This window comes from Alloyangia mangrovi, assembly GCF_002300555.2.
Taxonomy (GTDB): Bacteria; Pseudomonadota; Alphaproteobacteria; order Rhodobacterales; family Rhodobacteraceae; genus Salipiger; species Salipiger mangrovi.
On the sequence record NZ_NTHN02000014.1, the window covers coordinates 1 to 11,445 of the forward strand.

The window sequence follows — 11,445 nt, forward strand, 5'->3', positions numbered from 1 at the left end:
GGCACGTAGGCCGCCCCGGCGCGCAGGATCGCCACCAGCGCGACGGCGAGATATTCGGAGCGCGGCAGGGCGGTGGCGACGACGCTCCCCGGCCCCGCGCCCTGCGCCCGCAGCGCTGATGCCAGCGCGGCGGAACGGCGGTCCAACTCGGCATAGCTGAGGGTCGCTGTGCCGAAGACGACTGCGGGCGCGTCCGGCGTGGCGCGCATCTGCGCGGTGATGAGCTCGGTGAGTGTGACCTCGGGGACCTCATGATCGGTGGCGTTGACCTCATGCACCGCCCAATGCGTTTCATCCGCGGTCAGCGTCGGCACCTCGGCGAGCCGCCCCGCGCCAAGCGCGGCAGTGAGGAAGGCCGCCAGCCGGTCGAGGTGCCCCCGCGCCTCCTCGGCCGAATAGAGCGCCGGGTTGCTGTCGATCTCCAGCGAGAGCGAGGCGGTCGCATCGCCCCGGAAGGTGGCGGTGATGTCGTCCACCGCCCCGGCCCCGAGAATGTGAAGATGCGCCTCGAGCCCGGCGAAGCGCGGCGGCATGTCGAAGGGCTGCACGTTGATCATCGGCCCGTAAAGCCGCGCGTCGATGGCGGTGCGCCGCAGGTCGCGGCGCAATTGTTCCGAGCGGTAGCGGCCATGCTTGCGCAGCGCGCCGAGGCGCTGCGCCTCGGTCTTCAGCAGCTCGGACAGCGGCATGTCCTCGTCGGGTTCGCAGCGGTAGGGCAGCACGTTCATCCACATGCAGGGCACACGGGCAGCCTTGGTCCCCATGCGCGCCATGAAGGGCAGGCCGTAGACCCGCTCGCCCACCCCCGAGACGCGCGAGAAATAGGCGGCGCTCAGCACCGTCAGCGCGTCGGGCCAGCCGATGCCCGCGGCCTTGGAAACGGATGTCAGCGCCTCGCAGAACGCGGGCGGCAAGTCGAGCCGCGCGCGGTCGAAGCGCGCCGAGGTGACGGCGCGCCCCTCGGCAGGGCCGGCGACGGTCTCGAGCCCGCGCATCTCGCCCTGCCAGAAGGCGGCATCGGCGGTGCGGCGCTCGGAGAGGCGATAGGCAGCGTCTTCCTCCAGCACCGGCTCCAGCGCCGGGAAGGGGCTCGGGGCCTTGCCGGACTCTTCTGCCGAGTAGAGCTCGCCGACCCGGTTGGTCAGCAGCACGATGCCGAAGCCATCGGTGGCAAGATGGTGGATGCGCTCGTACCAGAAGGCCCGGCTCTCACCCAGCAGGTAGAGCACGAAGCGCCCGGCCTGCTCCGCGGCCAGATCGACGGCGCGACCGCTGTCGGCCTGCATCCGGGCCAGTGCCTCACGCTCGGGACGGTCGGCACCCGATAGGTCCACCACCTCAAGCAGCGGCGGCGCATCGGCTAGCCATTGCCGCGGCGCGCCGCCCCGCATGCCGAAGCGCAGGCGCAGCGCCGGGCTCTGCGCCACCGCGGCGTCGAAGGCGCGGGTGAAGCGGGCCACGTCGAGCGGGCCGAGCAGCTCGATGTACTGGCCGCAGTTGAAGATCGGGTTCGCGCGGTCGAGTGCCTGTGCGTACCACAGGCCCTCCTGCGCCTCGGTCAGCGGGAAAGCCGCGCGCCCCGTCGCCATCTCAGGCCCCGGCGTGCTGGGCCGCGACCACGCCCCACCAGGCGGCGAAGGTCTGGTGCTCCCAGATCTCGGAAAGATCGGCGTCCTCGGCGTCCTCCTGCCAGGTCATGACCAGCGACATGAGCCGCATCGAGTCGAGCCCGAGGTCGAAGAGATTGGCTTCGGCGGTGATCTCCTCGGGGGCGATCTCCAGCGCCTCGGCAATATCCGCGCGCATCTTGTCCTGCGTGAGACTCATGCGGTCTCTCCTTTTTCCAGGTATTTCTCTTTCAGCGCGGCGCGCAGTGCCTTGCGGCTGACCTTGCCCACGGCGGTGGTCTCGAACTCGGGGACAAAGACGATCTGGTCGGGCACCTTGAACTCGGCGATGCCGCGGCTGCGGACAAAGGCCTTGAGATCCCTGGGCTGCACCTCGCCCGCATCGCTGCGCACCACGAAGGCGCAGGTCTTCTCGCCGAGGAACTTGTCGGGCACCGAGACAACGGCGGCGTCGAAGACGCCCTCATGGGCGATCAGGTGATCCTCGACTTCCTCGGCCGAGATCTTCTCGCCAGCCCGGTTGATGTGGTCTCCGGCCCGGCCCCTCACCTCGAGGTAGCCGCCGGGCAGGCGGCGCACGACGTCGCCGGTGCGGTAGAATCCGTCGGGGGTGAAGCTGCGGGCGTTGGCCGAGGGTTCCTCGTGGTAGCCCCGGATCGTGTAGGGCCCGCGGGTGTAGAGATTGCCGGGCGCGCCCTCGGGCACGGGGTTGCCCTCGTCATCGAGCACCAGCACCTCGTCGTCGGGGCTGATCGGGCGGCCCTGCGTGCTGATGATGATCTCCTCTGGGTCGTCGAGGCGGGTGTAGTTCACCAGCCCCTCGGCCATGCCGAAGACCTGCTGCAGGGTGCAGCCGAGCACCGGGCGGACCTTTGCCGCCGCCTCGGGGATAAACTTCGCGCCGCCAACGCCGAGCACCTGCAGGCTCGACAGGTCGTGCTTCGTGCGCGGCGCGGCCTGCATCCAGAGCAGCGCCAGCGGCGGCACGAGGCCGGTGATCGTCACGCCATGCTCGGCGATCAGCCGGAAGGCGACATCGGGCTGCGGGTTCGGACTCATGACCACGGTGCCCCCGGCGTGCAGCGCGCCGAGGTAGCCGGGCGAGCTCATCGGGAAGTTGTGCGCCGCGGGCAGCGCGCAGAGGTAGACGCTCTTGTCGCTCAGGCCGCAGATCTCGGCCGAGGCGCGGACACTATAGAGATAGTCGTCATGGGTGCGGGGGATGAGCTTCGGCAGGCCGGTGGAGCCGCCGGAGATCTGCAGGAAGGCGACTTCGCGCGGGTTGCGCGGAACCGGGGCGGAGAGACCCTTGTCCCCGAGACTGTCGAAAGCGGTGAATTCCGCCGCCTCGCCCGCAACGATCACATGCGCGACGTCCGCCACCTCGGCCCGGACCTTGCGCGCCAGCGGCAGGTAGTCGAAGCCGTCGTGCCTGTCGGCCACCACATAGGTGCGGGCGCCGGACTTGGCGACGAGGTGCAGCACCTCGGTCTCGCGGTGCGCGGGCAGCGCGTAGACCGGCACCAGCCCGGCGTAGAAGAGGCCGAAGACGGCGACGAGGAACTCGGCACGGTTCGGCAGTTGCACGAGCACGCGATCCCCGGGCGTCAGCCCGAGAGCGGCAAACCCCTCGGCGGCGATGCGGGCGCGGCGGGCAAGCTCGGCATAGCTCCAGCGCGCGTCGCCGGCGACCAGCGCAAGGCGTTCCCCGTGAGTCGCCTCCAGCCGGTCAAGCATCTGGCCGAAGGTCTCCCCCTGCCAATAGCCCTTGTCTTCATAGCGTTTCGCGAAGTCCTCGGGCCAGATCTGCTGGGGGATGCTCATGGTCTTGTCGCCTCTGACTGTTCCTGCACCGCGCGTATGGTCGCGCCTTTGCGCTACCAATCACTACAAAAACAGTCAACTTACAAGACCGTGTGTTTCAGTCGGAAATCACGCGCCGCTCTCAGCCCCGGCGGCTGAGGTAGACCCCCAGCAGGATCAGCGCGACCCCGGCGAGTTGCATCCAGAGCACCGCCTCGACCCCGCGCAGCAGATCCAGCGCCACGCTCGAGAGCATTTGCCCGGCGACGAGCAGCCCGCCGGTCAGCGCCGCGCCGAGCCGGGGGATGAGCCAGCTGCCGCTGGCCACAAAGACCACGCCGATCGCCCCGCCCACCCAGGCAAACCAATGGGCGGAGGCAGCCTCGGCGGGCCAGAGGCTGCCGGCGATCAGCGCGCAGGGCACCAGCACCGCAAAGCCGACGAGGTGGTTCCAGAACGACGACTGCATGGCCGAGGTCGAGAGCGCGAGCCGCCCGTTGAGCTGGCGCGACAGCGACACCAGCATGCCCGAGCAGATGCCCAGAAGGATCATCCAGATCATGCCGCACCTCCCCGTGCGAAGATGATCAGCAGGGTGCCCGCGACGATCGCCGCCAGCGCCAGAAGATCATTGCGCCGCGGCAGCCGACGCTCCAGCCCAAGCGCGCCGGTGGCGTCGAAGACAAGCGCCAACACCACCTGCCCCGCCAGCCCCAGTGCCATCGTGCCGGTCAGCGCCAGCGAGGAGTTCACCACCACGGTCGAGACGACCACCGTCAGCGCGCCGGAAATCCCGCCGAGATAGGCCCAGAGCGGCGCCCGGCTCGCGGCCATGCGCGGCTGCGGCGGCGTGCGGAGCCGGAACAGCAAGAGCAGCAGAACCGCCACCGCGGTGCCGACCCCATGGGCGGTCAGCGAGGCGAAGATCGGTGTCGTATGCGCCGCCATCATGCCATTGCTGAGAAGCATCAGCGTCAACAGGCTGCCCGCGCAGAGGGCGGCGAGGATCTCGACGGGGTGAGGCCGGCGCGGCTCTTCGGCGGTTGGAATGCGGGCGGGCATGGTCTGTCCTGCTGTCTGGAGAGCACTTGCAACCTCCTTACCCACCGGAAGCGGTGGAGGTAAGCCCCCGGTTGCACGAGACATTGCGCGGCGCACAGCCCGCCACCCCACCGCATGAGGTGCCTGCGCAGCGAAAGCACCCGTTTCACCGTTAATACGGCCGCGCGTGGAGGCCCCTAAGGAAGTTTCATACTGGATTGATTTAGTCAGGTATTGAGCATTGCTTGCGTTCGTGACAGACAGAGCGAGAATGGAGTCCTATCTCCCCGTGCATGCCAGCCTACGGACCCCCGCGGGCGAGCCCTTCTAGCCAAAGTCAGGAGACCCAAGTTTTGCGTATTCTCCGCATGACCCTGCCGCTTCTCGCGCTGCTGCCGGTTCCGCTCGCCGCCCAGCAGGCCGAGACCGGATCCGCCGGAACGCTCTCGCTCGAGCTCAACACCACCAAGAGCGTCGAGAGCGGCTGCCAGCTCAGCTTCCTCATCAACAACGGCCATGACACCGACATCGACGCGGCGGTCTACGAGACCGTGCTGCTGAACACCGAGGGGCAGGTCGACCGGCTGACCCTCTTCGATTTCGGCGCCCTGCCCGCCGGACGCCCGCGCGTGAGGCAGTTCGTGGTGCCTGGCACCGGCTGCGAGGCGCTGGGACAAATTCTCATCAACGGCGCCAACCGCTGCGAAGCGGGCGGCACGGAGTCGGACCTCTGCACCCAGGGGCTGGAACTGAAGTCGCGCAGCGACGTGGAGGTGATCGGATGATCGACATGATCCTGGACGGCATCCGCCGCATTGCCGACCTTGGCGGGCCGGTGGTTCTGCTGCTGGTCGCCATCTCGCTGCTGACGCTGGCGGTGGTGCTTTACAAGTTCTGGCAATTCGCAGCCTCGGGCGTCGGTCGCCATGCGGCGCTGCGCGAGGCGGTCAACGCCTGGGATCGCGGCGACCGCACCGGCGCGCGCGAGGCGCTGAACCGCTCGCGCTCCTACCTGCGCCCGGTGATCGACATGGCCATGTCCGGCCAGACCGATCCGGCACGGCTCGAGGCCGAGGCAGAGACCCGCTTTGCCCGGCTCGAGAAGGGCTTCCGCCTGCTCGACTCGGTGTCGCAGCTGGCGCCGCTTCTGGGCCTTTTCGGCACGGTGCTCGGGATGATCTCGGCGTTCCAGTCGCTGCAGGACGCGGGCAGCCAGGTGGATCCGTCGATCCTCGCGGGCGGCATCTGGGTGGCGCTGCTGACCACCGCGGTCGGGCTCGTCGTCGCCATGCCCACCGCCGTGATCCTGAGCTGGTTCGAGGCGCGCATGGAATCAGAGCGCGTGCTCGCCGAACGCGCGGTGCATACCATCCTGTCGCCCACCGGTGCCGCCGCCGAGTCGCGGCTTGCCGAGGGTGCCGCGCGCCATGCGTAAGCTCCGCAAGCGGCGGAAGCTGTCGATGACCTCGCTCATCGACGTGATCTTCCTGCTGCTGCTCTTCTTCATGCTGACCTCGACCTTCACCCGCTTCGCCGAGGTGGAGCTCGCCGCCGCCGGGTCCGGGGCCGCCGCCTCGGACACGCGCCCGCTGTTCCTGCAGCTCGCGCCCGAGACCCTGCGCCTCAACGGCGCCGAGATGACGCTCGAGGAGCTGCCGGCCAAGCTGGCGGAGACGCGGGGCGAGGTCCCCGAGGAGACGCCGCCTCAGCCGCTCATCGTGGCGCTGCGGGGCGAGGTCTCCTCGCAACGGCTGACGGATCTGCTGGTTGCCCTGCGCGGCGTCAGCGGCTTCCGCGCCACGGTTCTGGGAGCGTCGTGATGCGCCGCAGGAAACAGAAATCCGAGCGCGAACCGACGATCGCGCTGATCAACATCGTCTTCCTGATGCTGGTCTTCTTCCTCGTCGCGGGCACCGTGGCGCGGCCGCTCGATCCGGCGCTGAACCTCGTGCACACCGCCGATCTCGAAGGCGCCGCCCCCGCCGACGCGCTGGTGATCAACGCCGATGGCAGCATGTCCGTCCGCGGCGAGGCGATCGACAAGCCCGAGGCTTTCCTCGAGGCACTCGGCGACGAGGCGATGACGCTTGCGCGCATCGTGCCCGACCGCGACCTGCCCGCCGACAGGCTGGTGGAGATCGGCCGCGCCCTGCGCGCTGCCGGGGCCGAGAAGGTGATGATCGTCACCGAAAGGGGGCTCGAATGATTGCATCCTCGCGCAAGGTTAAGCTGGCCGCCGCCGTGCTGGCCCTTTCTGCCCATGGCGGCGCATTGCTGGCGGTGATGCCGCCCAAGATGGAGGCCGAGATGGAGGGCATGGCTGGGGGCAGCGATCTCGCCCTCGGCACCGATTTCGCCGACATGGCCGTGGGCACGATCAGCGCCGATCCGGTCGAGGAAACCGCCGAGACAGTGGTGCCCGACCAGCCGGATCCGATCCCCCCGCAGGTGGTCGAACAGGCGACACCCGTTGCCCCGGAGCCCCCCACCGAGGCCGAACCGCTGCCCGAGCTGACCGCCGCCCTGCCGGTGGTGCCGCCGCTCGAGGCCGAGCCGGTGCTGCCGGCCCTGCCGGTGGAGCCGGTCAAGCCCGAGGACCAGCCCGAGCCCGAACTGCTGGAGGCGCAGCCGCCGCAGACGGTGGAAGCGCCCGAGCCCGAGGTCGCCGAGCCCGTCGAGCCCGAGCCCGAAACCCTCAGCGCCGAGGCACCCGAGCCCGAGACGCTCAAGGCCGAAGAGCCCGAGCCCGATGAGGTCACCGAGGCGGCGCCGGAGCAGTCTCCGCGTCCGCAGCCGCGCACCGCCGAAGTCGCGGAGCGCGCGCAGGAACCCGAACCGCAGCGCAGACCAGAGCCGACCCCCGAACCGCGCAAGCAGGCCGCGCGGCCGCAGGGCAATGCCGAGCGGAATGCCACCGCCGGTGCCGCGACGGGTCGCGCTGGCGGCACCTCGGCCACCGCGGGCAGCGGCGGTCAGGCGCAGGAGGCCGGCAATGCGGCGGCCAGCAACTACCCCGGACTGGTGATGCGCAAGCTCTCGCGGGTGCCGCGGCCCCGCGTCAACGCGCGCGGTGCGGCGGTCATCGCCTTCAAGGTCTCCGGCAACGGAGGTCTTGCGGGGGCATCGGTGGCGCGCAGCTCTGGTTCGGCGACGCTGGACCAGGCCGCTTTGCGCGTCGTGCGCAGCGCCTCGCCCTTCCCCGCACCACCCGCGGGGGCTCAGACGAGCTTCACGATCCAGATCAAGGGTCGCTGACCCAGCGGCGGCGGTGGCCGGGCGATCCCGGCGCCGCCTTCGCCCCCTTCAGAGCGAGAGCAGCCCGCGCGCCATGGCCATCGACAGCGCCTGCTCCGGCGCGGCGACGCCCAGCGTCCGGCAGGCGCTGAGCAGGTGGCAGGCGGCCTCCTGCTCGGTGATGGTGAAGCGCTCGGCCACCTCGTGCAGCTGCAGGCCGTGGGCAAGGTAGCCCAGCACGTCGCGCTCCCGCGAGGTCAGCTGCGCCCAGGGCGACTCGCAGGCCCATTCCTGCGCGGTCTCGTCGCCCGGCGGCAGGATCGCATCGTTGAGCAACGCCGAGATCGCGCGGAAGGCGCGCGCCGTTCCCGGGCCGTAGAGACCCATCGGATCGCTGTCACAGCCGAGCACGATGGTGCGTTCGGCACCTCCGACGATCCAGGTCTGGGTGAGGAAATAGCGATAGTCGAAGTCCAGCAAGCAGCCGAACATGTCGCGCTCGCGCGCGCTGCGCGCCCGGCGGAGCCGCTCCGGGACATCCACGAATTGGTTCGGAACACCCGCCTTGCAGGCCTCGAGAACGGGATCGACCTCGTAGAACCGGGCCTGGTGGTATTGCCGCAGCCAACGGATATCCATCGAACTGCGCAGCCATGCCAACTCGCGCGAGTCCCGCATGATGGCTCCGCAATTGAGGTCCTTCGCCCCGATCCTTCGTACGATCCGCACCGCCGCATCCCAGGACTCTTGCGCGTTCCGCGCCCCTGCAAGGGTGTCGGCCGTGTCGATCAACAGCTTCGCGTAACGAGTCGAAACCATGTCACTCACGTCTTTGTTTGCGTATCCCAGTTCAATGTGAACACGGGATTCCATCAAAGGCCAGCGCGAAAGTTGCCGTGGTGCCTATAGCATAGGTTGAAGCAGGATTCCGCCGAAGACGACGGCCAGCCCCGAAACGACACAGAGCGCCCGGACGAGCGCGGGGCGCCGTCCGATCAGACCGTGCGAGATCAGCGCCAGGCCAAGGCCGATCCGGACAAAGGCAAAGAGCGCCAGTGCCGGGGCCGCGGTCAGCTCGAGGATGCCCGGGTTGGCGATCATCCCGAGCGGAATAATGTAGAGCCCGATCCCCAGCGCCATGGCGGTGCCCGCCACCTTGACCCAGTTCTCGCCTATCATCCCCGCGGCAATGAAGACCGCGCCGCAGACCGGCGGTGTGATGGTCGACAGCAGCGCGAACCAGAAGACGAAGAGGTGCGCCTGCAGCGGCTCGAGCCCGAGTTGCGTCAGCGCCGGGCCTGCGACCGAGACGCAGATCACATAGGCGGCGGTGGTCGGCACCTCCATGCCCAGCACGAGGCAGGCCAGAGCGGTGAGGATCAGCGACGGCCAGAGCAGCCCGCCGGAGCCCGACAGGATCAGCGAGGTGATCTTCACCCCGAGACCGGTCACTCCGAGTACACCGATGACGATCGAGGCGCAGAGGATGATCGCGGCGATCATCGCCACCTGCTTGGCCGAGTTGAGCAGCGCCTCGATGACGCGCTCGGCGGTCTGGTGCGGATCGAAGGTCAGCCGGCCATTGGTCAGCAGCAGCAGCGCGCCAGCGAGGATCGCGAGGCAGGCGGAATATTGCGGCGTGTAGCCAAGGCCGAACATGCCGATCATCAGCACGGTGAAGGGCACGAGGAAGAAGAGGGAGGTGATGATCACGTCGCGCTTCGCCGGGCGGTCCTCGTCGCGGATGCCCTTGAGGTCGAAGCGCGTGGCATAGGCGTTGATGCCGACCCAGACCGCCCAGAAATAGAGGATCGCCGGAAGGATTGCCGCACCCATGATCTGCGTGTAGGGCGTGCCGGTGAGCTCGACCATGACGAAGGCCCCCGCCCCCATCAGCGGCGGCATGATCTGCCCGCCCGAGGAGGCCACGGCCTCGACCCCCGCAGCCAGCCGCTTGGGGTAGCCGAGCCGGGTCATCGCCGGAAGGGTGATCGCGCCGGTCGAGGCGACGTTGGCGCTGGCCGAGCCCGAGATCGAGCCGAAGAGCGCCGAGGAGAGCACCGAGACCTTGGCTGCGCCGCCGGTCAGGCGCCCCGCCGCGGCGGCGGCGACGTTCATGAAGCCCTGCCCCGCCTCGCCCGCGTTGAGCACCGCACCGAAGATCACAAAGATCGACACCACGCCCACCGAGACCGCGGTGAGCGAGCCCCAGATCCCGCCCTCGGCAATGGTCATCGTGCCGAGGAAGCTCTGGATCGGCGTGCCGGCGTGGCCGAATTCGCCGGGGATGTGCTGGCCGAAGAGCGCGTAGGCCAGCGCGATCACCGCGACCAGCGGCAGCGGCCAGCCGATCGCGCGCCGCGCGGCCTCGATCACGCAGAGCAGCAGCACCGCCGCTACGCCGATCTGGAAGTCACTTTCGAGAAAGCCATACTGGTCGCCCAGCATCTCGTGGTTCAGCGCGATCCAGCCCGCGGCGCCGACGCCCAGCACGGTCAGCACCGCACCCGAGATCAACTGCCAGCGCCCGGTGACTCCGAAGAGGAAGACCCAGGGCAGGATCACCGCCATGTGCAGCGGCCGGCTGACGAGATTGGGCACGAGCCCCGAGAAGACCAGCCCGAGGTGATAGACCACGACCAGCGCCGCAAGAACGATCCACACCGCCCGCTGCCATGCCGCCCGCGGCAATTGCGTCTCAAGCCCCATCGTCTGCCCTCGTCTCAATAAGCGCGGGCCGGACAGAACTGCCCGGCCCGCCTGCCTTGTCTTTCCGCCCGGTTACTTCTGCGCGTCGCTCAGCGCAATGCCCGCTTCCTCGTAGTAGCGCACTGCGCCGGGATGCAGCTTGCCCGTCACGTTCTCGAGCAGCGCCGCATCGACGCCGGTCCACCAGGGCGACTCCTCGCCCATGCGCGCCTTTTCCTCCCAGAAGGTCTTGGTGAGCTGGTAGGCGGTCTCGTCGTCCATCTTGGTGGTGGTGTAGGTCACCACCGGCAGCGAAGTGGTGACGATGTCCGCGTCCTGACCGGCATAGGTGCCCGCCGGGATCACCAGCTTGGCGCGGCCAGTTTGCGCGACCTGCTCATCGGTCAGCGACAGCACGGTCACATCGGTCGAGGCTGCGGCCTCGACGACGTTCGGCGCCGGGAAGCTGCCGGCGGTGACGAAGCCGTCGATCTGGCCGTTCTTCAGTGCCGGAACGGCGTTCGACAGTTCGACGTCGGCGATCTTCACCTTGCCGTCGAGGCCGAAGAGCTCGAGGTACTTCTCGCCCTCGGTGGCGCCGAAGCTGCCCTTCCCGAGCAGGATGTTCTTGCCCTCCATGCCGGCGAAATCGGTGACACCGCTGGACTTGGACATGACGAAATGCATGGTCAGCGAGGGCAGCGGGAAGAGCGCACGGATCTCGCCGAAGGCGGGGTTTTCCTTGCCCTCGAAGGCGCCCTTGCCATCGCGGGCCGCCGCGACCAGCGCGGGCGGCGAGGTGAAGACGTAGTCGCCGCCGCGGGCGCGCACTTCCATCACGTTCTGCTGGCTGCCCTGGCTTTCCTCGACGGTGACGATCACGCCGCCGTCGGTGCCCGCCTTCATCGCCTCGGCGATCTGCACGCTCATCTGGTAATAGGAGGAGCCCGACTTCGCCGCCTTCAGCGTGACCCGGGTTTCCGCCTGCGCCGGCATTGCTGCCAGCAATGCAAGCCCTGCCGCCAGCGCGGCCTTGCCAAGAAAGTTCATT

General features: G+C 69.0%; 13 protein-coding genes. 5 read left to right on the forward strand and 8 right to left on the reverse strand.

Annotated elements, in window-relative coordinates; translation table 11 throughout:
* From CLG85_RS09530 to CLG85_RS09550, 5 genes are all read right to left on the reverse strand, one after another.
* Positions 1–1,589: condensation domain-containing protein (locus CLG85_RS09530; RefSeq protein WP_260348786.1), on the reverse strand; the 1,589-nt coding region annotated here is incomplete at its 3' end.
* A 1-nt stretch (position 1,590) separates the two neighbouring features.
* A complete protein-coding gene (locus CLG85_RS09535) occupies positions 1,591–1,827 on the reverse strand; it encodes a phosphopantetheine-binding protein (RefSeq protein ID WP_095884277.1) in 237 nt (78 codons plus the stop codon).
* Entirely contained in the window at positions 1,824–3,452 is a 1,629-nt protein-coding gene (locus CLG85_RS09540; RefSeq protein WP_095884276.1) for a (2,3-dihydroxybenzoyl)adenylate synthase, read from the reverse strand. The genes CLG85_RS09535 and CLG85_RS09540 overlap by 4 nt, the downstream gene beginning before the upstream one ends.
* A gap of 121 nt (positions 3,453–3,573) precedes the next feature.
* Complete coding sequence (locus CLG85_RS09545) at positions 3,574–3,993, reverse strand: DMT family transporter (RefSeq protein ID WP_095884275.1); 420 nt, start codon at positions 3,991–3,993, stop codon at positions 3,574–3,576.
* Positions 3,990–4,493 carry a DMT family transporter gene (locus CLG85_RS09550; RefSeq protein ID WP_095884274.1) on the reverse strand — a complete coding sequence of 168 codons (504 nt, stop codon included), beginning with the start codon at positions 4,491–4,493 and terminating at the stop codon, positions 3,990–3,992. Before CLG85_RS09550 ends, CLG85_RS09545 begins: the two co-directional genes overlap by 4 nt.
* Before the next feature lie 332 nt (positions 4,494–4,825).
* Here CLG85_RS09550 and CLG85_RS09555 point away from each other — a divergent pair, with 332 nt between their 5' ends.
* The 5 genes from CLG85_RS09555 to CLG85_RS09575 are packed head-to-tail and all read left to right on the forward strand — an operon-like array spanning position 4,826 to position 7,727.
* Entirely contained in the window at positions 4,826–5,257 is a 432-nt protein-coding gene (locus CLG85_RS09555) for a hypothetical protein (RefSeq protein ID WP_235865519.1), read from the forward strand.
* Complete coding sequence (locus CLG85_RS09560) at positions 5,254–5,907, forward strand: MotA/TolQ/ExbB proton channel family protein (RefSeq protein WP_095884272.1); 654 nt, start codon at positions 5,254–5,256, stop codon at positions 5,905–5,907. The genes CLG85_RS09555 and CLG85_RS09560 overlap by 4 nt, the downstream gene beginning before the upstream one ends.
* Positions 5,900–6,292 (forward strand): ExbD/TolR family protein, encoded by a 393-nt coding sequence (locus CLG85_RS09565; RefSeq protein ID WP_224845495.1) that lies wholly within the window; start codon positions 5,900–5,902, stop codon positions 6,290–6,292. Before CLG85_RS09560 ends, CLG85_RS09565 begins: the two co-directional genes overlap by 8 nt.
* Positions 6,292–6,678 carry an ExbD/TolR family protein gene (locus CLG85_RS09570; RefSeq protein ID WP_260348787.1) on the forward strand — a complete coding sequence of 129 codons (387 nt, stop codon included), beginning with the start codon at positions 6,292–6,294 and terminating at the stop codon, positions 6,676–6,678. Before CLG85_RS09565 ends, CLG85_RS09570 begins: the two co-directional genes overlap by 1 nt.
* Positions 6,675–7,727 carry an energy transducer TonB family protein gene (locus tag CLG85_RS09575; RefSeq protein ID WP_260348788.1) on the forward strand — a complete coding sequence of 351 codons (1,053 nt, stop codon included), beginning with the start codon at positions 6,675–6,677 and terminating at the stop codon, positions 7,725–7,727. The genes CLG85_RS09570 and CLG85_RS09575 overlap by 4 nt, the downstream gene beginning before the upstream one ends.
* Positions 7,728–7,775: 48 nt before the next feature.
* Here CLG85_RS09575 and CLG85_RS09580 read toward each other — a convergent pair whose 3' ends face one another.
* The 3 genes from CLG85_RS09580 to CLG85_RS09590 form a co-directional block, all read right to left on the reverse strand.
* Positions 7,776–8,579 carry a helix-turn-helix transcriptional regulator gene (locus CLG85_RS09580; protein ID WP_095881911.1) on the reverse strand — a complete coding sequence of 268 codons (804 nt, stop codon included), beginning with the start codon at positions 8,577–8,579 and terminating at the stop codon, positions 7,776–7,778.
* Between the two features lie 30 nt (positions 8,580–8,609).
* Entirely contained in the window at positions 8,610–10,415 is a 1,806-nt protein-coding gene (locus CLG85_RS09585) for a TRAP transporter permease (RefSeq protein WP_095881912.1), read from the reverse strand.
* Positions 10,416–10,487: 72 nt separating this feature from the next.
* On the reverse strand, positions 10,488–11,444 hold the full coding sequence (locus tag CLG85_RS09590) for a TAXI family TRAP transporter solute-binding subunit (RefSeq protein WP_095881913.1): 957 nt from the start codon (positions 11,442–11,444) through the stop codon (positions 10,488–10,490).
* Between the last annotated feature and the right edge of the window lies 1 nt (position 11,445).

Coding starts and splice junctions, on each gene's coding strand:
- CLG85_RS09535 (WP_095884277.1), bottom strand. CDS start 1,827: ATGAGTCTCACGCAGGACAAGATGCGCGCGGATATTGCCGAGGCGCTG.
- CLG85_RS09540 (WP_095884276.1), bottom strand. CDS start 3,452: ATGAGCATCCCCCAGCAGATCTGGCCCGAGGACTTCGCGAAACGCTAT.
- CLG85_RS09545 (WP_095884275.1), bottom strand. CDS start 3,993: ATGATCTGGATGATCCTTCTGGGCATCTGCTCGGGCATGCTGGTGTCG.
- CLG85_RS09550 (WP_095884274.1), bottom strand. CDS start 4,493: ATGCCCGCCCGCATTCCAACCGCCGAAGAGCCGCGCCGGCCTCACCCC.
- CLG85_RS09560 (WP_095884272.1), top strand. CDS start 5,254: ATGATCGACATGATCCTGGACGGCATCCGCCGCATTGCCGACCTTGGC.
- CLG85_RS09565 (WP_224845495.1), top strand. CDS start 5,900: ATGCGTAAGCTCCGCAAGCGGCGGAAGCTGTCGATGACCTCGCTCATC.
- CLG85_RS09570 (WP_260348787.1), top strand. CDS start 6,292: ATGCGCCGCAGGAAACAGAAATCCGAGCGCGAACCGACGATCGCGCTG.
- CLG85_RS09575 (WP_260348788.1), top strand. CDS start 6,675: ATGATTGCATCCTCGCGCAAGGTTAAGCTGGCCGCCGCCGTGCTGGCC.
- CLG85_RS09580 (WP_095881911.1), bottom strand. CDS start 8,579: ATGGAATCCCGTGTTCACATTGAACTGGGATACGCAAACAAAGACGTG.
- CLG85_RS09585 (WP_095881912.1), bottom strand. CDS start 10,415: ATGGGGCTTGAGACGCAATTGCCGCGGGCGGCATGGCAGCGGGCGGTG.
- CLG85_RS09590 (WP_095881913.1), bottom strand. CDS start 11,444: ATGAACTTTCTTGGCAAGGCCGCGCTGGCGGCAGGGCTTGCATTGCTG.